14 protein-coding genes and 1 pseudogene are annotated in these 18,882 nt (G+C 70.8%); 7 read left to right on the top strand and 8 right to left on the bottom strand.

All coding sequences use genetic code 11. From position 1 onward, the window contains the following. Positions 1–32: 32 nt before the first annotated feature. Positions 33–272 (top strand): SHOCT domain-containing protein, encoded by a 240-nt coding sequence (locus K2F54_RS03730; RefSeq protein WP_220604511.1) that lies wholly within the window; start codon positions 33–35, stop codon positions 270–272. Positions 273–284: 12 nt separating this feature from the next. Here the strand turns inward: K2F54_RS03730 and K2F54_RS03725 are convergent, their stop codons facing one another. Continuing rightward, positions 285–638, bottom strand: a complete 354-nt coding sequence (locus K2F54_RS03725; RefSeq protein ID WP_220604510.1) for a GNAT family N-acetyltransferase — start codon at positions 636–638, stop codon at positions 285–287. 111 nt (positions 639–749) lie between these two features. After that, positions 750–6,416 (bottom strand): SCO7613 C-terminal domain-containing membrane protein, encoded by a 5,667-nt coding sequence (locus tag K2F54_RS03720; RefSeq protein ID WP_220604509.1) that lies wholly within the window; start codon positions 6,414–6,416, stop codon positions 750–752. Positions 6,417–6,561: 145 nt separating this feature from the next. On the opposite strand from K2F54_RS03720, the gene K2F54_RS03715 reads away from it, so the two are divergent. Continuing rightward, positions 6,562–7,194 (top strand): TetR/AcrR family transcriptional regulator, encoded by a 633-nt coding sequence (locus K2F54_RS03715; protein WP_220604508.1) that lies wholly within the window; start codon positions 6,562–6,564, stop codon positions 7,192–7,194. An 86-nt stretch (positions 7,195–7,280) separates the two neighbouring features. Next, positions 7,281–8,255: a DUF5692 family protein gene (locus K2F54_RS03710; protein ID WP_220604507.1), complete on the top strand. Its 975-nt coding sequence runs from the start codon at positions 7,281–7,283 to the stop codon at positions 8,253–8,255. Positions 8,256–8,354: 99 nt separating this feature from the next. Here the strand turns inward: K2F54_RS03710 and K2F54_RS03705 are convergent, their stop codons facing one another. Then, a complete protein-coding gene (locus K2F54_RS03705) occupies positions 8,355–9,170 on the bottom strand; it encodes an alpha/beta fold hydrolase (protein ID WP_220604506.1) in 816 nt (271 codons plus the stop codon). A gap of 84 nt (positions 9,171–9,254) precedes the next feature. Between K2F54_RS03705 and K2F54_RS03700 the strand changes: the two genes are divergently transcribed. Next, complete coding sequence (locus K2F54_RS03700) at positions 9,255–10,175, top strand: AEC family transporter (RefSeq protein ID WP_220604505.1); 921 nt, start codon at positions 9,255–9,257, stop codon at positions 10,173–10,175. Between the two features lie 34 nt (positions 10,176–10,209). Here the strand turns inward: K2F54_RS03700 and K2F54_RS03695 are convergent, their stop codons facing one another. Continuing rightward, positions 10,210–10,827, bottom strand: a complete 618-nt coding sequence (locus K2F54_RS03695) for an antibiotic biosynthesis monooxygenase (RefSeq protein WP_220604504.1) — start codon at positions 10,825–10,827, stop codon at positions 10,210–10,212. Positions 10,828–10,847: 20 nt separating this feature from the next. Then, positions 10,848–11,684: an exodeoxyribonuclease III gene (locus K2F54_RS03690; protein ID WP_220604503.1), complete on the bottom strand. Its 837-nt coding sequence runs from the start codon at positions 11,682–11,684 to the stop codon at positions 10,848–10,850. Positions 11,685–11,753: 69 nt separating this feature from the next. Here K2F54_RS03690 and K2F54_RS03685 point away from each other — a divergent pair, with 69 nt between their 5' ends. From K2F54_RS03685 to cofC, 3 genes and pseudogenes are all read left to right on the top strand, one after another. Next, a complete protein-coding gene (locus K2F54_RS03685; RefSeq protein WP_220604502.1) occupies positions 11,754–12,755 on the top strand; it encodes a TIGR03557 family F420-dependent LLM class oxidoreductase in 1,002 nt (333 codons plus the stop codon). Between the two features lie 2 nt (positions 12,756–12,757). Then, a pseudogene (gene cofE, locus K2F54_RS03680) lies at positions 12,758–13,549 on the top strand (coenzyme F420-0:L-glutamate ligase); the annotation flags it as partial. Between the two features lie 242 nt (positions 13,550–13,791). Continuing rightward, positions 13,792–14,499 carry a 2-phospho-L-lactate guanylyltransferase gene (gene cofC / locus K2F54_RS03675; RefSeq protein ID WP_308287499.1) on the top strand — a complete coding sequence of 236 codons (708 nt, stop codon included), beginning with the start codon at positions 13,792–13,794 and terminating at the stop codon, positions 14,497–14,499. Between the two features lie 74 nt (positions 14,500–14,573). Here the strand turns inward: cofC and K2F54_RS03670 are convergent, their stop codons facing one another. The 3 genes from K2F54_RS03670 to K2F54_RS03660 all read right to left on the bottom strand — a co-directional run bounded on the left by K2F54_RS03670 (position 14,574) and on the right by K2F54_RS03660 (position 18,714). Next, complete coding sequence (locus K2F54_RS03670) at positions 14,574–15,200, bottom strand: PTS sugar transporter subunit IIA (protein WP_220604501.1); 627 nt, start codon at positions 15,198–15,200, stop codon at positions 14,574–14,576. A gap of 164 nt (positions 15,201–15,364) precedes the next feature. Further along, positions 15,365–16,369, bottom strand: coding sequence for a formylglycine-generating enzyme family protein (locus K2F54_RS03665; protein WP_220604726.1), 1,005 nt, complete (start codon positions 16,367–16,369; stop codon positions 15,365–15,367). 323 nt (positions 16,370–16,692) lie between these two features. Beyond that, entirely contained in the window at positions 16,693–18,714 is a 2,022-nt protein-coding gene (locus K2F54_RS03660) for an HNH endonuclease signature motif containing protein (RefSeq protein WP_220604500.1), read from the bottom strand. Between the last annotated feature and the right edge of the window lie 168 nt (positions 18,715–18,882).

Below are 18,882 nucleotides of genomic sequence, written 5' to 3'. Positions count from 1 at the left end.
GCGCGACGGCCGTGCCGCGAGAAGGAGGACCGATGACGATGTGGGGCGACGGAATGAATCCGGCGTGGTTCTGGGTGTACGGACTGGTGTCGATGTTCGCTCTCGTGCTGGTCATCGTGTGGAGCGTTCGGGCCTTCAGAGACGACTCCGAGAGCCCGGTCGGCCCACGGCGCAGCGCCGCCCGCCGAGCCCTCGACGAGAGGTTCGAACGCGGCGAGATCAGCAGCGAGCAGTACAACCGTGAGGTGCGGGACCTCGACGAGAAGTCCTGAGCCAGACCCGGCTCAACCGAGACGGATGATGGCGGCCAGCAGGTCTGGGGCGAGCGGGCGGTCGGCGAAGACAACCCGGTCCAGTGCCGTGCTGGCCGGCCCGCTCCCGCTCCACAGCCGGGTGAGGCCGATGCGGTCGAGTACCCGCACCGACGCCGGGTTCGCGGCCAGGGCGCGGGCGGTCACGGGAAACGCCGACGGCGTGGCGGCGGCGAGAACCGCGGCGGCGGCCTCGCTGGCGAACCCCACACCCCAGCTGGCCGGGGTGAGACGGTAACCAAGGTTGCGGGCGCTCGGACTGTTCGAGCGTGTCGTGCCGGCCGGCGGGCAGGTGCCGCCAGGTGGCCGGATCGGCGTAGACGGCATGCAGCGCCGACAGGTCGGCGCGCGCGAGCGGCTCCAGGCGGAGACGGGCGGTTTCGAGGACCTCGGGGGCGGTGGTGGCGGGCACCCTGCCATGTTTCCATGCCCGGCCGGCTACCTCAGTGCGGAGATCCGCAGCGCCACGGTCTTCAGGTTCTGGATGCGCTGCTCGTAGCGAGCGGCGAGCGCGATCAGCAGCACGCCGCCGATGCCGAGCCACAGCCACCAGGGCACGGCGCCGTAGGCCAAGGAGATCCACGGCCACAGCTGAGCCAGCGCGTGCACGAGCAGCACCGTGGCCCCGATCAGGAAGGGGGCCTGCAGCCTCTGCACGGTGCCCAGCACCAGCACCGCGATCGCCAGCACACCCAGGCCCACCACCCGCCAGAGCGGGCTGAAGGTGAGGTCGAGCACCAGCGACGGCAGCAGCAGCACGAGCAGCCCGGGTGACAGGGTGCCCCAACTGCGGGCGGCGGGGGTGCGGTCCAGGTGCAGCAGTCCGCTCGCGATCAGGGCTAGGGCCAATGGAATCGTGACGATCTCGACGGGGTCGGGCACCTCGCGCGCCCAGCCGCCGACGATCATGGCGGCGGCACCGGAGACGCTCACCCAGGCGACCAGCCGGCCGGGCCGGCTGTCATCGGCCCAGAACACGCCCAGGTACAGCGCCGCGAACAACCACACCACCAACACCACCCGGATGGTGGCCAGCGGCGCGTAGGTCAGGGCCGCCAGTTCGACGGCGACGATGCCGGCCAGTGCCAGCAGGATCAGGCCGTAGCCGAGCATCCGGGCCGAGAGGGTGGCGGCGGAACCGACCGGCCCCTTGGGTGCGGAGGACGCGGCTGCGTCGACGCCGGGCAGTTCGCCCCGCGCCGGGGAGCCGACGATCAGAATGGCGCCGGCGGCGATGAGGAGCAGAGCGGTGGGCATCAGCCAGGCCTCCAGCCGCCCGTCCGGACCAGCCGCGACCGGGTCGAACAGAGGCTGGATGCGTCCGGCCGCGGTGAGCAGCACGGCCAGGGTGCCCACGAAGAGTCCCGGTCGGGCCAGCGCGCTCCAGACGGCGCGATCCGGCCCGGTCAGGGCCCACGCGCCGCCGAGAAGCAGCAGGCAGCCGGCGACGAGGGTGAGCACAGGCCGGAGCAGGTCGCCGTTGAAACCCGCGATGACGCTGGGCAGCAGGGCGAGAGCCAGGCCCACGCCGAGCCAGAGCTGCAGGGCGGCCGGGCGCGCCGGCGTCGGGGCGCCGATGCCCGGCGTGCCGAGGCGTCGGGCGACGAGAAGCTGGCCGACCACCAGGGAGAGTCCCAGCGGCACCGTGCCCCACTCGATCGGGCTGATCAGGTCGCGGCCGAGGCCGGCGGTCAGCGCGAGCACGCCGGCGGCCAGGCTGAACCAGGCCAGCAGGCTGCCCGCGCGGCTCCGGTCGGTCCAGCGCAGCACGATGTGCAGCGTGGCGAAGAGCCCGATCAGGGCCAGCGCCCGGCCGGCGGCGTACGGCGGATACGCCAGCGAGGCGGTTTCCGCCGCGAGAATGCCCAGCAGCGCCGCGGAGACCAGGGCGTAACCGAATACACGGGGCAGGGCGGTGACGGCATCCGTCGGCGTGGGCGGGGCGCCCGCAGCAGCGCCGGCCTGGTGGGCCCGAATGATCAGGGCACCCGTGACGACCAGCAGCAGGGCGGCCGGGAGCAGCCAGGCCTCAAGAAGCCCGTCCGGGCCGGTCGGGCCGGTGCCGAGCAACGACCGGATGCGTCCGGTCGCGGTGACCACGATCGTGACGCACCCGACCAGCACGCCGGGCCAGGCCACGAGGCTCCACCGCGGTCGGCCGACGACGGCCGCGCCCCCGAGCGCGAGCACACCGCCGAGGGCGAGCGTGAGGAGTTGGCGGAGGGCGTCGTCGGTGAGCCCTGCGGAGCCCAGGGTCGTGGCGCCGGCAGCGGCAGCGGCACCGACGGCGGCGCTGGGCAGCAGCGTGAGGGCCAGTCCACCGCCGACCCCGACGGGCGCGGCGCCTGCGGCCCGGCCCGTCCACGGCCGGTTGGACAGCAGCTGCCCGGCCACCAGGGCCAGGCCAACGGGCACCAGCACAACCTCGAACGGGTCCACGGCGTCCACGATCAGGGCGGCGCTCGCCGCGAGGCCGGCCAGGCCCAGGCTCGTCCATGCCGTGAGGGCGCCGAACGGAGGCCGGGGCCGGCTGAGCGCGAGCACATGCAGCAGGCTGAGCAGCAGCACCAGAGCCGTGGCGCGGCCGGCGCCCAGCCGCGACGTATCGAAGGCGCTGGTCTCCAGGGCGGTGAGGGTGACCAGGGCCACGAGCACCAGCACCAGGCTGCCGCGCCGCCGGAGCGAGGCGACGTCGGTGTGCTGCCGCCGCACCAGGAGCAGAGCCGCGACGATGAGGATCACGGTGGTGGGCAGCAGCCATGCCTCCAGCAGTGGGCCGGCATCGGTGCCGATGACCCGCACCGACCGGGCGACGGCGGTGACGAGCAGGCCCAGAGCGCCGGCGAGGCCGGCGGCGGCGAGGAACGCCCACCGTGGGGCGGTCCAGCGCGGCACGGTCGCCCCGAGCAGGAGCGCCGCCGAGACGGCGCCCACGATGATCGGTCGGAGCACCGAGCCGGTCTGCCCGGTGAGGGCGAGGGGCAGTAGGGCCAGGCTGAGCCCGGCCAGGGTGAGCAGGGCGGCGCCCGGGCTGGCGGCGACGGCGCGGTCGACCCGGCCGTACCGCCAGAGCAGTGCGGCCAGGGCCAGCACCGTGCCGGCGACGGGCAGCACGTAGGCCTCCACCGGGGTGGTGCCGCTGTCGCCCAGGCCCCACCACAGTGCGGCGGTGGCCAGCACGAGCGAGAGCCAGCCGAGGTGGCGTCGCCAGGAGGTGGAGGCGAACAGGCCGTCGGCGTCGACGGCCGTGATCAGCACGGCGACGGCGGTGTACAGCAGCACCAGCCAGCCCAGCTCGGTGCGGTCCAGCGGGAAGAACGCGCTGCCGAGCACGACGGCAGCGCCGACCTCGAGGCCGAGACCGGCGCGGGAGGACCGCCCGGTCACGCGCAGGGCGAGGGCGAGTGCGAGGGTGAGCAGGGCTGCGGTGGGCGCGGTGAGTCGCGTGAGGGTCGCAGGCGCATCCGTCACGAGCACCAGGTTGGTGGCCAGCCCGAGCAGCGCCGGCGCCACGAGAAGCGCCGCCACGAGCCGCTCGGCCCGCGCGCGGCCGGGCGGGGTGAGCGCCCAGAGCAGGGTCGCCGCCACGAGCAGGGCCGACGCGAGGATGCCCAGAACGGACGCGAGCGGTGTGACGCCGGCCCGCTCGGAGGGGGAGAGGCCCTCGATCAGGAGTCCGGTCGGCGCCGCGACAAGGTACAGGGTGGGGGCGAGCAGCGTCCAGAACGCCCACCGCCGCTCGGTGAGGGTGAGGCGCGCGAACCGGCCCTGGGCGACGAGGAGCTGCAGCACATCGGTGCTGACCGCAATCGACAGTGCGATGTAGAGCAGCAGCACGGCCGGAGTCGGCGGTGCGCCGAGGGTGAGCGCGGCCGGGCCCGCCGCGGCGCCGATCAGGGTGAACACGATCGCGCCGGCAAGCATGGCGCCGCGTGCCGCCGCGTGTCGCACGGCATTGAGGAGGTACCGGCCGACGATGAGGGTGAAGACCATCGAGAGGGTGCCGAGCCACCAGCTCGAGGTATCGGCCCAGCTGATCTGGTAACCGAAGGCCTCGGCGGCGACGACGAGCAGCACCAGCTGCGGCCGGAACCGGGCGAGCTGCGGTCGGCCGGACCGGGCCAGGAACAGGGCGGCGAGGGCGCCGGCGCCGACCAGTAGGTAGAGCGGCAGGATCAGCCACAACCACTGCGTGAACGGCACGGCGAGCAGCAGCACGATGGCGCCGAACCAGGCCAGCAACCGCATCCGGGTCACCAGCACCCCGCCGATTTTCCAGAAGCCCGTCACCAGCACGCCCACCCCGACCAGTGCGGCGAGCGCGGCAACGGACTCGGCGGGTATCCGGGCGAGCGGGTCGGTGATCGGGTCGGCGTCGCCGCCGATCAGGGCGCGCACGAGCGGGATGCCCGCGACGATCAGCGTCACAATGCCCGGGAGCACCATCAGGCCGAACCCGGTCAGGGTGGCGGTGAGCACGATCTGACGCACGGGGCCGGCCGCACGGCGGCGCCAGGCCTGTTCCAACCCGAGCGCGATCAGGGTGGCCACCAGCAGTGGCACCGCCACGTCCAGGCCGACGTTCTCGCTGCGAGAGGTGGTCACGGTCACGCCGGCGACACCGGCGAGCACGGCCAGCACCACGGATGCGTGGCTCCCGACCCGCAGGGACAGCTCCGATCGGACCGGCAACAGCAGCGTGAACGTGTGGGCGAGGGCCACGAGAGCGACCACGCCGAAGCTGACCAGGGGAGCCCAGGCGGTGGCCGGCTGCACAAACCCGGCCAGGCCGGTGGCGGTGAGCAGGGCGACGCCGGCGATGCCGAGCAGACCGACCCGCTCGGCGCGGCGGTCGAGCGACGGCCAGACCCCGGCCGTACCCGGCACGGTGAACCTGTGCAGCAGCGCCCCCACGGCGGCACCGGTCGAGGCCACGAACAGTCGGGTGAGCGGCGCGGCGTCGGCCGCGATGCCGGCGGCGAGCAGACCCACGGCGGGGGCCGCGGCGGCGAACCCGGCCACGCTGGCCACCCGCAGCGACGACCAGGTGTGCCAGCCGAGGAAGAGAACCGTGCAGACGAGAAGCGCGGCACCCCAGTAGAGCAGGCCGTCGGCGCCGGCCAGGCCGAACAGGTTGAGCTGCCGCATCGCCCAGACATCCAGCAGCACGAGCACCACGGCGAGCGCGCCGATGCCCTCCGCCGTGGCCACCAGGCCCTTGCGGCGCAGCACCGCGGCCGTCACCAGGGTTCCGACGGTGAGCGCGGCCACCACCGTCGCCCGGAAGGCCAGTCCGGTGACGATGAACGCCACGGTGAGGAAGAAGATCGCCGCGACCGACACCAGGGTGACGCCTACAAGCAGCAGCACGATCTGCACGCTCGACCGCTTGTGCGCAGGCGGGCCGGAGGGCGCATCCTGGCTCGGCGGCAGCGGTGTGCTGGGTGGGGCAGTGAGCCCGGGCTCGATGGGGTGCGGCGGCGTGGGTGCGGTGCCCGTGGGTGCGGTGCTGCGTGCGGCGCTGGGGATGGCGGGGGCTGAGGCCACGGGCTCGGCCGGGGACGAAGCGAACGTGGGGGACGCCGGCGGGGCCGATGCCAGTGCGGCGCTGGTGTGGGTCGGCCCGGCCGGCCCGGCCAACTCGGCCTGCGTGGCGAGTGCCGCCTGCGCTGCCTGCGCTGCCTGCGCGGCCAGTGCCGCCTGTGCAGCCTGTGCCGCCTGCGCGGCCTCGGCGGCGCGCTGGGCCGTGGCCGCCGCGTCGACCCGCGCCGCGACCTCGTCGAGCACCCGACGTTGGGCGGCCTGCGCGGCGTCGGCGTGGGACTGGGCCACCTGGGCGGCATGCGCCTCGGCCACCTCGTAGCGAATCTGGCCGATCAGCTGCACCCGCTTGTCCAGGGCGGTGGCGGCATCCGTCGACGCGGTCAGCAGGTCGCGGGCGGCCGGATGACGCAGGTCGAGGCCGCAGGACGGGCACACGGCCGAGGGCAGCAGGGTGCGGCACGCGGGGCAGAGGGTGGTGTCGGTGAGGTCCGCGCTCGTGCGCGGCCAGAGAAAACGCCCGGCGTACTGCGCAAAGTCGCGAATGGAGCTGCTCGGTGACATCAATCCCCCTGATGAATGGTGCGGCCACCACAGGCTAGTGGTTTGCACGCGCGGCCGAGCGAGTTACGCACAGGGGGCACCCCAGTTCGGGGCGATTGACATGGTGTCATTGACGCGGCGTCAACCGCGGGAGTAGCGTGCGAGCATGAGCACCACGGCCGCGTCGCCACGACAGAGTAAGCAGCCCGACGAGCGTCACGACGAGATCGTCGCCGCCACCAGGCAGCTGTTCACCGAGCGCGGTGTGGCCACGGTCACCGTCACCGAAATCGCCAAGCGGGTCGGTGTCACGCGGGGCCTGATCTACCACTACTTTCCCGACCGGGATGCCCTGATCGACCTGATCATCCAGGACCACATCGCCGAGTTCGTCGATGCGGTCTCCCGCTGGGATGCCGACCGGGAACCGGGCAACGTGCAGAAGGCCCTGCTGGACTGCGTCGTGCTGTTCCGCCACCACCTGCGCGCGAAGGACATGTTCCGCCAGGACCTCGGCCACCCCGAGAACGCCGGGCTGTACAACCGGTTCGTGGACCGCGCCGTGCGCGCCATCGTGGAACGCCTGCGGGTGACCACGGTCGAGGCGTACGCCCGGGCGCACCACATCGAGATCGACCACGTCGGCGAGGTCTTCTACGTTCTCGTCTACGGCCTGATCGGTCTCGTGCGGTCATCGCCAGACGTGGACGACGCGGTTCTCGTTGCCATCGTGCGTCAGACGCTGCACCTGGACCTGGGCACCCCGCCCGCCAGCAGTGCGGCGGCCGCCTCCGCCTGAATCGGGCGGCAGCATCCGCACCACCTCGCACCACCCGCACCACCCCGCACCACCCCATAAAGACAAGTGAATAAGGAGTAACAACGATGTTCCTGTACGAGTCAATTCCCTGGTACTCCACGCTGATGTGGGTGGCGGTGGTGGCGGGCCTCATGCTTGCCAATGAGATCGCCCGGGCCAGCAAGTGGGCCGCGCTCGTACTGTTCATCGGCCTGCCGGTGCTGCTCACCATCTTCGTCTGGCCGCACACCGCCGGTGCGGACTCCAGCACCGGCACCTGGTTCCACTGGGTCAAGGTCTACTCCGCGCTCGCCGGCTGCCTGGGCTTCATGGCCATCCGGTTCATCCCGAGGCTGCAGAAGAACAAGTACTGGCTGATGTTCCCGGCGGCGATCCTCGCGCTGAATATCTTCGAGGCCGTCATCCGCGACTTCGAGGTCTACGGCATGCAGGGCATGGTCGACGGCGTGTTCATGGTCGGCGGCCCGTGGAACATCATGAACGGCATCGCCGGTCTGCTCAACCTCGTCACCATCTGCGGCTGGGCGGGCATCATCATCAGCCGCGGCAAGAAGAAGGACATGATCTGGCCGGACATGCTCTGGTTCTGGATCATCGCCTACGACCTGTGGAACTTCGCCTACGTCTACAACGCCGTCGGTGACCACTCCTTCTACGCCGGCGCCGCCCTGCTGATCTCCTGCACCATCCCCGCGTTCTTCATCAAGCGCGGCGCCTGGCTGCAGCACCGGGCGCAGACCCTGGCGTTCTGGATGATGTTCACGATGGCCGTGCCCACGTTCGTGACCAGCTCGAAGTTCGCGGTCGAATCCTCGCACAACCCCACCGCGCTGTTCATCGTCAGCGCGATCTCCCTGGCCGCGAACATCGCCGTGGTGATCTACCAGGTGCGGGTGATCGTGCGCACCAAGCGCAACCCGCTCAAGGACGAGCTGTTCGTGGAGCTACCCGCTTACCAGAAGGTGCTGGCCGACAACCAGCCGCTGGATGCCGCGCCCGGCACGAGCGCCCCCGCGGCGCCGGTCGGCAGTCGCGTCTAACTCCGCCCCGCGCCCCGTCCCGTCCCGTCCAAGCGGTCCTGTGGTCACCTCGTTTCCGTGAGGTGACCGCACGGCCGCTTTCGCGGGCTTGTGGGAGCTTCAGAGTTGGTTCTCGGTGAGCCAGTCCAGCAGCACCCGCTGCACATCGGCGGGGCGTTCCACGTTGGGCAGGTGTGCGGTGTCGCGGAACACGCATCCGCTCGCGTTCGGCAGCGCCGTGACCAGGTATTCGTAGGCGGCGAGCACCTCGGACATGTCGAACTCGCCCACCGTCACCAGGGCGGGCACGTCGATGTCGACGACCCGATCGAACGCTGGCGGCTCCAACGGAATCGAGATGGGGTTCTCCTCGGCGTGGATCACATTGACCCGGTTGAGCGCGTACGCGGTCGACACGAACTCCGGGTCCAGGTCCTCCTCGCGGCGTAGTGGGCCGAAGTCCCAGATGGCGGCCTCGAGCCGGGCCAGCTTGTGCCAGTCCTGAGCCTCGAAGGCCGCGTCGATCTCGTCGAAGCGGGCATCCTCCAGCTCGGTCAGCTCGGTGTCGGGAAACCCGCTCGGTCCCGCCCCGATGGTGACCAGCCCGGCCACCCGGTCCGGGCTCTCCACGGCGAGGTCGATGGCGATGGTGCCGCCGCGCGAGCAGCCGATCAGGGTCGCGCGGGCCACGCCGAGGTGGTCGAGCACGGCGCGGGCATCCGCTCGGTTGGAGAATTCGACGTCGTCGGTGCTGGTCTGGCCGAAGCCGCGGGTGTCGAAGCGGATGACGTAGTGGTCGACGGCCAACGCGTCGATCTGCGGATCCCACATGCGCAGGTTCGCGATACCCGCGTGGATCAGCAGCAGCGCCGGCTTCGAGACGTGTCCATCGGTTTCGTAGTACAGGCTCGCGCCCGGCACGGTGAGGTGAGGCATGCAAAGAGCGTACGACGCGGCGGCCGCCGGCGGGGTTAATTCTGTCGGCCAGGCGCCGCCGCGGTGACCCCGTAGGCTCGACGGGTGGGCGGTGTACTGGTCGGGTTCTCGATCATCGGGTTCGTGATCCTGGTGGGCTACATCGTCGAGCGCACCGGCGTGGTCGGCGCGGACGCCGGCCGGGTGCTCAACCGCATCGCCTTCTTCGTGGCCACCCCGGCGCTGCTGTTCACCGTTCTCGCGCAGGCGGATGTGCGGGTGCTGTTCTCCGCCTTCCTCGCCACCGTGCTGTGCAGCGTGGTCGTCGGCATGCTGTTGTATATCGTTCTGGCCAGGATTTTCTTCAGAAACCCGGTGCCGGAGACGGTGCTCGGCGCCACCAGCGCCACCTACGTGAACGCCAACAACATCGGCCTGCCGGTGGCCATCTACGTGCTCGGCAGCGCCCAGTACGTGGCGCCGGTTCTGCTGCTGCAGCTGCTCGTGCTCGCGCCGATCACCCTGAGCATCCTCGACGCCTCCACCCGCGGCCGGGTGTCGGTGGGCAGCATCCTCACCCAGCCGCTGCGGAACCCGATGATCATCGCGTCGGTGCTCGGCGTGCTCGTGGCCGCGTTCGGGGTGCCGGTGCCGGCCGCCGTGATCGCCCCGCTGGACATCATCGGCGGTGCCGCGATCCCGTTGGTGCTGATCTCGTTCGGCATGTCGCTGCACGGCCAGCGGCTGCTGCAGGCCGGCACCGGCCGCAAGCAGGTGGTCGCGGCGTCGGTGATCAAGGTGGTGCTGATGCCCGTGATCGCCTATCTGTTCGGCCGGTTCGTCTTCGCGCTCGAGGGCGCCGAGCTGTTCGCCGTGGTGACGGTGAGCGCGTTGCCGACCGCGCAGAACATCTTCAACTTCGCCTCCCGGTACGACCGGGGCGTGGTGGTGGCGCGCGACACTGTGCTGGTCACCACGATCGGTGCGGTGCCGGCCCTGGTGATCGTGGCGGCGCTGCTCGCCTGAGCGCGCCCAGCCACCGAGACCGGCGGCGGACCGGTCAGGCGCGCTTCTTCCTCGGCGGTTTCTGCAGCCAGGGCCGTAGCCGGCGGGTGATGAACGGCATCACCAGGTAGGTCATCGTCGGCGCCATCACGAAGGTGGTCAGCAGGATGCGCAGCACGGTCGGGATGTCGTTCCAGTGCGGGTCCACCCCGGTGACGAGGTAGGTGAAGACCACGTTCAGCGGGAAGAAGCCCAGCCCGATCGCCACGGCCTGCTTCCAGCGCGGTGGTTGGATCGGTGCGGACGGCCCCGCGTTCTCCTGGGACTCGTCGAACCAGCCCTCGATGCCGGTGCGCTTGACCACGTGCGCCTCGAGCACGAGACCCTCACCCTCGTGCAGCCAGCTGGTGCGGGCGATCGAGTTCTCCCAGGCCTCCAGCGACGCGGCATCCTGGAACTTGTACAGCATGTGCCAGTGGCCGCTGCCGGCGTGCGCGCGCACCCAGCCGGAGCCGAGGAAGCCGGGGTACTCGTTGGCGAGGTCCATGCCGGTCTGCACCCAGTGGGTGGCCTCGTCGAACCGGGCGGGGTCGACCTTGCGGCGGATGGACACGGTGACGGGAACGGCGGCTGCTTGTGGCGTGCTCTCGTTTCCGGATGCAGCGGGAGACATGCATCCAGTATGCGTGAGCCCTAGAAAATCATCGGCCGGTCGTCGTCCTCGTCGTCGGTCTCGATGTCCACCAGCACCGGCACATGGTCGCTCGGGGCGTCGCCCTTGCGCTCGTTGCGGTGGATGCTCGCATCCGTCACCAGCTCGCTGAAAGCCGGGGAGCCGAGGATGAAGTCGATACGCAGGCCCTCGTTACGCGGGAACCGCAGCTGCTTGTAGTCCCAGTAGGTGAAGCCCTCCGGAACGAGCGGGCGCACCACGTCGGTGAATCCGGCCGCCTCGAACGCCTCGAAGGCGGCGCGTTCCGGCTCGGAGATGTGGGTGCTCACGCCCGGCACCAGGGTGGGGTCGCCCACATCGGAGTCCAGCGGGGCCACATTCCAGTCGCCCATCAGCGCCATCGCCAGCCGGGGGTTGCGCGCCAGCTCGTCGACGGCGTGGGTCTTCAACCGGGTCAGCCAGTCCAGCTTGTAGACGTAGTGCGGGTCGTCGAGCGAGCGGCCGTTGGGCACGTAGAGGCTCCACAGCCGCATGTCGTTCACGGTCACACCGAGCGCGCGGGCCTCCAGTGGCAGGCCTGGACCCTCTTCGCCCTTGAGGAAGCCGGGCATCTCGGGGAACGCGGTGGCCACATCCGTCATCTCGTGGCGGCTGGCGAACGCGACGCCGTTCCACTGGCTGAGGCCGTGGATGGCCAGCTCGTAGCCGGCGTCTTCGAACGCCTGGGTGGGGAACTGCTCCGGCTTGCACTTGATCTCCTGCATGGCGAGCACGTCGATGTCCTCCCGCACCATCCAGTCGACCGTGCGGTCGACGCGGGCACGGATGGAGTTGACGTTCCAGGTGGCAATGCGCATGCGCCTAAGCCTATTTGCCGTCGAGGCCTCAGAAACCTCGCTGACACACGTGAGTGGCAGGATGGCTGTATGTCGGAATTGCAGATCGGTTACGCGGCCATGTTGGAGCAGTTCGCCCCCGCCGAGGCGGTGGCCTTGTCGGCGTACGCGGAGGAACACGGTTTCTCCGGTGTGATGGCGGCCGACCACTTCCAACCGTGGGTGCCAGCCCAGGGTGAATCCTCGTTCGTGTGGAGCGTGCTGGCCGCGATCGGGGAGCGCACCAAGGGCGACATGGGCCCCGGCGTCACGGCGCCCACCTTCCGCTGGCATCCCGCCATGGTGGCGCAGGCCTCCGCCACGCTCGCCTCGATGTACCCCGGCCGGCACTGGCTGGGCCTGGGCTCAGGCGAGGCCCTGAACGAGCACATCGTCGGCGGTTACTGGCCGGAGGCGCCCGAGCGCATCAACCGCATGTTCGAGGCCATCGAGATCATCTCCAAGCTGTTCACCGCGTCCATCGCCGGCAAGGACGTCAAGCACTCCGGCCAGTTCTTCAAGCTCGAGTCCACCCGCCTGTGGACCATGCCGGAGGTCGCGCCCGAGATCCTCGTGGCCACCGCCGGACCGGTCACCGCCAAGCGCGCCGGCCGGCACGCCGACGGCCTCATCACCGTCGGTGCTCCGCTGGAGAAGATCTCGATGCTGTTCGGCAAGTTCGACGACGGCGCCCGCGAAGCCGGCAAGGACCCGTCGACCATGCCCAAGGTGCTGCAGCTGCACATGAGCTGGGCCGAGACCGACGAAGAGGCCATGACGAACGCGCTGCACGAGTGGCCCAACGGCGGCATGAAGTTCCCCAAGGGCGACATCCGCTCACCGTTCGAGTTCGAACAGATGGCCAAGCTCGTGCGCCCAGAGGACTTCGAGGGCCGCATGATCATCTCCGCCGACCCCGACGATCACCGCGCGTACATCCAGAAGTTCGTCGACCTCGGCTTCGACAAGATCTACCTGCACAACGTGGGTCGCAACCAGCGCCAGTGGATCGACGTCTTCGGTCGCGACGTGCTGCCCAAGCTCGTGCGGTAGCGATGACCCCCTCGATGGATGGAGCGCGCCCCAGGCTCGAGGCATTCGTTCTGCCAGGGATCGGCGAGATCCGTTCCGGCGACGACCTGGCCGCGATCATCCTCTCGGTGGCCGGGCCCGCCGCGGCTCGACTGGCCGACGGTGACATTCTCGCTGTGACCAGCAAGATCGTCTCCAAGGCCGAGGGCCGTCAGGTCGCGGCGACCGATCGGGAGCAGGCGATCACCGACGAGACCGTGCGGGTCGTCGCGACCCGCGCGCATCCGGGCGGCGTCACCCGCATTGTGCAGAACCGGCAGGGTCTGGTGATGGCCGCCGCCGGCGTCGACGCCAGCAATGTTGCCGAGGGCACCGTGCTGCTGTTGCCGGTCGACCCGGATGCGTCCGCTCGCGCCCTCTGCGCCGGTCTGCGAGCCGTCACCGGGTTGCGGCTCGGAGTGCTGATCACCGACACCGTCGGTCGCCCGTGGCGCGACGGCCAGACCGACATCGCCATCGGCGCCGCCGGCGTGGCCGTGCTCGACGACCTGCGCGGCACGACGGATGCGCACGGTCGCCGCCTCGACGTCACGGTCGCGGCGGTCGCGGACGAGATCGCCGGCGCCGCCGACCTGATCAAGGGGAAGACGAGTGGCAATCCGGTGGCGGTGGTTCGCGGGCTCGGCCACCTGGTGGGCGACGTCGACGCGGGGGATCGCGGCGCGCGACGGCTGCTGCGCGACAGCGCGAATGACATGTTCCGCGTCGGCAGCGCCGAGGCGTACGCGGAGGGGTATGCGGCCGGGGTGGCGGCGGCTGCCGCTGCGGCTGGGGCTGGGGAGGCTGCTGGCGTTGGTGCGGCTGCGGCAACTGCGTCAACTCGCGAGAATCGTGCCGCCGAGTTGCCAGTTGGGGCCCCTTCCGGGCGCGGCAATGGGCCGGAAGTGTCATCTCGCGAGATCCTTGCTGCCGAGTTGCCAGTTGGCGCCCTTTCCCGGCGCGGCAATGGGCCGGAAGTGGCAACTCGCGGAACCGCATCCGCGTGAGGTGGGTGTGCGTGGTGCCCGTCAAGGGCAGCGCCGGGGCGAAGAGTCGGCTGGGCGCGCTGCCGGAGACGTTTCCGGCTCGGGGTGAGCTCGCGGAGGCGTTCGCGCTCGACACGGTGGCCGCGCTGCTCGCCGCCGCCCTGGTGGAGCGGGTGCTCGTGGTGACCGCCGACCCGGCCGCCGCAGCGCCGCTGGCCGCCCTGGGCGCGCAGATCGTGCCCGAGTTGCCGCAAACCTCCGCTTCGGATGCCCGGACGGGCGCATTCGCGGCAACTCGCGAGGTAGCGTCTGGGGCGCCGCGCGACCCACTCAATGCGGCGATCATCGAGGGCATCCGGGTGGCGCACGAGTTCTACCCGCACTGCAACGTGGCGGTTCTCACAGGAGACCTGCCCGCGCTCACCGTCGCCGACGTCGAAACGACCCTCACCGCCGCATCCGCCCATGTCCTGGCCATGGTCGCCGACGAGGAGGGCACCGGCACGACCGTGCTACTCGCCCGGGCCGGTGTGCACGTCATGCCGAGCTTCGGTCCCGGCTCCCGCGCCGCCCATGAGGCATCCGGCCACGTGCCGCTCGACCTGCCCGCCACGGCGTCCATCCGCCGGGATGTGGACACCGTCGACAATCTCGCCGAGGTGTTGCGCCGCGGCGTCGGCGTGCACACCAGCGCGCTGATCGCGAGGTCGCAGCCGATGCCCGGCACGCCAACGCCCTGATCGCCCGCTCGCCGCGGCCAAGAAACTGCAGCCGGTATGAGAACTGTTCAGCCCCTCATCAGGAATTTTCCTGCCTAGCGGGCGGCAGGGCCGCTCGGCCGCACCGACGCGGCTAAAGCCGCGAGCACGTCGGCAGCCGTGGGGGCGCGCTCGATCTCGTCGCGGAAGGACGGTGTCATGAGGCTGCGGGAGAGGTGGGCGAGCACCTTGAGGTGTTCGGTGCCCACGCCGGTCTCCGGCACGGCGATCATGAAGATCAGGGTGGCCGGCGCGCCGTCGAGGGAGTTCCAGTCGACCCCGGACCGGCTGCGCGCGAACCCGAGCAGGGGCGCGGTGCAGCTGGGCGTGGCCGCGTGGGGGATCGCGATGCCCTCGCCGATTCCGGTGGTGCTGATCTCCTCGCGGTCCAGGGCCGCCTGCACCACGGCATCCACGTCGAGCACGATGCCCGTGGTCGCCATCATCGTGGCGAGGCGACGGATGACGGAATCGCGGTCGGTCTCGTCGATGTCGAGTGCGATGGTGCGCTCGTCGATGTAGTCGAGCACTGTCGCGTGTGGTGCCTCCGTCGGCGGCGCGGTCGGTGCGGGCTCCGGTGCGCGTGCGACGGCCGGCTTGCGAGCGCGGCGCAGCCTGGCGGCCCAGCGCCGAGCGAGTCCCGCCCGGGGTGGCGGCTCGCCTGCGGACGGAGTGTCAGGCATAACGAGGTCCTTCCAAAGCAGCATCGGCGGCGGAACACCGGCCGAGCCTGGTTCACCTGGCCATCGCCGAGACGGATAGCGCAGGCTGCCCAGCGTACCCTCCGCCCACGCCGCCGCCGAGGGGCGTTGGACCCTGTCAGTGCCCGACCGGATGCAAGTGAAGCTCACGCCAGGGCGACGGTGCGAAAACCCACGTTGGCCGCGGCCGAGTCGGGCGTGTTCGAGGCCCGAGCTGAGTTGCGGTACCGGTTGCAGTAGGAGTCGTGGCAGAGGTATGAGCCGCCGCGCATCGAGCGCTGCGCTCCGGTGGCCGGGCCGGTGGGATTCTCGACGGACGAGCTCGCGTAGTAACCCTCGGACCACCAGTCGGAGCACCACTCCCAGACATTGCCCACGCTCTGCCAGAGGCCGTAGCCGTTCGGTGCGAACGCGTGCACCGGCGCCGTGGCGAGCCAGCCGTCGGCGAGTGTGTTCACCGAGGGAAATCGGCCCTGCCAGATATTGCAGCGCTGACCATCGGTCCACTCGTCGCCCCACGGATACCGCCGGCCGGCGAGCCCGCCGCGCGCCGAGCACTCCCACTCCGCCTCGGTGGGCAGCCGGCGGCCGGCCCAGGCGCAGTACGCCAGCGCGTCGTTCCAACTCACCTGCACCACCGGATGCTCGGCCAACTCCGCGATCGACGACAGCGCCCCGGCCGGATGCGCCCAGTCGGCCCCGCGCACCCCCAACCACCAGGGCGTCTGCGGCGGTTGGCCGACCACATCGTCGAGTTCGGCCTCGAGCGCCAGGTGGAACACCGCCGAGTAGCCGAACCGCTCCGACTCGGTGCGGTAGCCGGTCGCGGCCACGAATCGGGCGAAGGCGGCGTTGGTGACCGTCGTCGCGTCGATGGAGAACGCCTCCACCCGCACGTCGTGCACGGGCGTCTCGCCGTCGCCGGGATTGCCCGCGCCGTCAGCGTCGCCCATGCTGAACACCTGCGTCGGAATGAGTGCCTGCGCGAGGGCGTGCCGCGGGGTCGGAGTGGCCGCGGGGGTGCCTGCTGGGGTGCCAGAGCTATGGGCGGCCGCGCTGTACGGTGCCGAGATCCCGCCCGGTGCCGACGCCCCGCCCGGCTGAGCCCGTGTGTCGTCGTGCGCACCATGGGCCGACCCGGCTCCGGCCATCACCTCGTGGCTGGGCGCGCAGCAGCCGTGGTCATCCGTCGTCACGCGCAGACCCTAGCGCGCGGCCCGCGAACTGCCCACCCCATCTGGCCGTCACCAGGGTCGATCAGCGTGTGGTCGCGCCGGGTGTCGATTCGCGGGATCTCGACAGGCTCGATCAGCGTGTGGTCGCGTCCCTGCGGCGGTCGAGCGTGTCGAGGCCTCGCGGGATGTCTGCGGATGGTTCCCCCAGCGTTGGTCGAGCTCGTCGAGACCTGCTGACACGGTGCGCGAGCGCACACCGTCTCGCGGGATCTGGACCGGCCCGTTCGGCGAGGGCTGGCCTAGGTGAGCCGTGGCCGGTTGCGGCTGGGCATTTCGATGAGTGTCTGGCCGGGGTCGATGCTGGCGGGTGGGCGGAGCCAGTATCGGCCGGCGTTCTCGAAGATCTGCCAGCGTTGGTTGTGGAGCAGGAGGTGGTGGGCGCGGCAGAGCAGGATGCCCTGGTTGATATCGGTGGTGCCGTGATCTCGGAGCCAGTGGTTGATGTGGTGGGCTTCGGTGAACGCGGGCGGCCGGTCGCAGCCGGGCCAGCGGCAGCCGCCGTCGCGGGCGGCGAGGGCTCGGCGTTGGGCCCGGCTGAAGAGGCGTTCGTCCCGCCCCACGTCGAGGGGCCGGCCGAGGTCGTCGAAGCTGATGTCGACGGATCCGGAGTCGCAGATCAGCCGTTCGATGGTCTCGGCCGATATGGGTGCGGTGTTGCCTTCGAGGTAGCCGTGGCCGCCCTGGCCGGGTTCGCAGATCAGGATGTCGTCGGCGGTGCGGAGAAACTCCACCGGGAACAGGCCGTCCAGGCGGCACGGTGCGTCGGTTCGGTCGGGTGGATGCTCCGCCGGTGCCCGAGGTGGACGAACTTCAGCATCGTTGGCAGGTTCGGGTGCGTCGACCGGTCTCCCGGCTTTGCCGCGACCGCTGCTGGCGCTGCCACTGCTGCCACTGTTATTTCCGCCGCCGCCATTCCCGCTACTGCTACCGCTGCTGCCACTGCTACTGCCGCCCCCGCCCCAGCTTTCGCGGTTTGGTCTGTGCGCTTCGGTCGAAGTGTCGGTTGCGGGTCGGGTGTGTGGTCCGTTTTCAGGTGCTGTGCCGCGTTCGGTACTGGGTGCGGTTTCGGCTGTGGGTGCGGCGCCAGCCTTTACGGCTGGTCGGGTGGGCCGCGTGGCCGGGCTGGTGGTGATGATCTGCACGGCGGGGCGGCGGCCGCCGAGCATCTCGTGGGGGTTGACGGTGGTGCCGGCGGTGAGGAGGTCGATGAAGCCGTCGCAGGTGATCTGGGTGGTGGTGCGGGGGTCGTTCTGCACGCTGCGGGCCCAGTTGGCGCGGTCGGTGTCGACGAAGCGCACGCCGCCGCGGCGGGGGCTGGTGAGGCTGTCGAAGGTGGCCTTGATGAACTCGCCCTGTTCGGGCGGGAAGAGGCCGTCGATGCGGACCTGGCCGGTGTTCAGGGTCCAGATGCGCAGGTATCGATCGTCCCAGGCTTTCTGTTCGCGCACGCGGATGCCGGCTTCGTCGAGGCTGTCTCGCACCTGCCGGGCGCGTCTGAGGAGTTGGTCGGCGTTCAGTCGCGGGGCCTCGGCGAGCAGGTCGGCCAGGGCGTCGGCGAGGGTCGGGCCGGTGACGACGGTGTCGATATCGCCCAGGCCGGTGCGGAGGGCATGGGCGGCGTCGATGGAGAGGGTGCCCTCGGACACGGCGCGGGAGATCGGCGCGTGCCAGGGCAGCGGTACCGGCGCGGGCAGGGTGGCGGCGGCGGGATCGCCGGCGTCGCCAGCGTCAGGGGAGTCAGGGGCGAGTGCTTCGTCGAGGAGTCGGCGGGCGGCCTCGGCGTCGGCCTCGGCCTGGCGGGCGTCGGCGGCTTCGGCCTCGCCGAGCATCTGGCCCACGCCGACGAGTTTGCGGGACTCGGCCCTGGTGGTGCCGGTGAGGTTTTGGATCAGGTCTTCGGGGGAGAGGAAGCCGCGTTGTTTGGCCAGGCCGGCCTGGCCGAGTTCCCAGCGGGAGCGGTGGGCGAGGGTTTTGGCCATCCAGGCTTTGCGGGTGTCGAGTTCGTGTTGGGCCTGGGCGATGGTTTTCTGGCCGGTCAGGGCGTCGGCATCCGAGAGGGCGTCGTAGTCGGCACTGGATGCGCCCAGCCGGGCCACCGCACGGGCTGCCTCCTGCAGCGCATCGCCCCGCACCGCCGCAACGGCCGCCGCGCCCCCAGCCTCAGCGGCGCCACCCGCAGCATCACCCGCCGCACCACCCGCAGTACCGTCGGGGGCTGCCCCGACGGGGAACGTTTCTGCGATGGATGACTGGGTTGTCATGCCACGAATATAGCCCGATTACGAAGCTTTGTGTGAGGATATCTCACTCTGTGGAGAACTTTTTTGGCGTACAGCCAGGGCCTTCGACGCGCACCGACAACTGTTGCCGAAACGGACAATTGCGCCCGGCGTACCGGGCGCAATTGTCCGCACGGGCAACAGTTCTGG

Source organism: Cryobacterium inferilacus (assembly GCF_019599185.1).
Classification (GTDB): Bacteria; Actinomycetota; Actinomycetes; order Actinomycetales; family Microbacteriaceae; genus Cryobacterium; species Cryobacterium inferilacus.
Note: the sequence above shows the minus strand (reverse complement) of the source record. Positions and strands in the feature narration are given on the sequence as shown.

Excerpts from the sequence above, each read along its gene's own strand:
- K2F54_RS03730 (WP_220604511.1), top strand. The coding sequence starts at position 33 with ATGACGATGTGGGGCGACGGAATGAATCCGGCGTGGTTCTGGGTGTAC.
- K2F54_RS03725 (WP_220604510.1), bottom strand. The coding sequence starts at position 638 with ATGCCGTCTACGCCGATCCGGCCACCTGGCGGCACCTGCCCGCCGGCC.
- K2F54_RS03720 (WP_220604509.1), bottom strand. The coding sequence starts at position 6,416 with ATGTCACCGAGCAGCTCCATTCGCGACTTTGCGCAGTACGCCGGGCGT.
- K2F54_RS03715 (WP_220604508.1), top strand. The coding sequence starts at position 6,562 with ATGAGCACCACGGCCGCGTCGCCACGACAGAGTAAGCAGCCCGACGAG.
- K2F54_RS03710 (WP_220604507.1), top strand. The coding sequence starts at position 7,281 with ATGTTCCTGTACGAGTCAATTCCCTGGTACTCCACGCTGATGTGGGTG.
- K2F54_RS03705 (WP_220604506.1), bottom strand. The coding sequence starts at position 9,170 with ATGCCTCACCTCACCGTGCCGGGCGCGAGCCTGTACTACGAAACCGAT.
- K2F54_RS03695 (WP_220604504.1), bottom strand. The coding sequence starts at position 10,827 with ATGTCTCCCGCTGCATCCGGAAACGAGAGCACGCCACAAGCAGCCGCC.
- K2F54_RS03690 (WP_220604503.1), bottom strand. The coding sequence starts at position 11,684 with ATGCGCATTGCCACCTGGAACGTCAACTCCATCCGTGCCCGCGTCGAC.
- K2F54_RS03685 (WP_220604502.1), top strand. The coding sequence starts at position 11,754 with ATGTCGGAATTGCAGATCGGTTACGCGGCCATGTTGGAGCAGTTCGCC.
- K2F54_RS03670 (WP_220604501.1), bottom strand. The coding sequence starts at position 15,200 with ATGCCTGACACTCCGTCCGCAGGCGAGCCGCCACCCCGGGCGGGACTC.
- K2F54_RS03665 (WP_220604726.1), bottom strand. The coding sequence starts at position 16,369 with ATGGCCGGAGCCGGGTCGGCCCATGGTGCGCACGACGACACACGGGCT.
- K2F54_RS03660 (WP_220604500.1), bottom strand. The coding sequence starts at position 18,714 with ATGACAACCCAGTCATCCATCGCAGAAACGTTCCCCGTCGGGGCAGCC.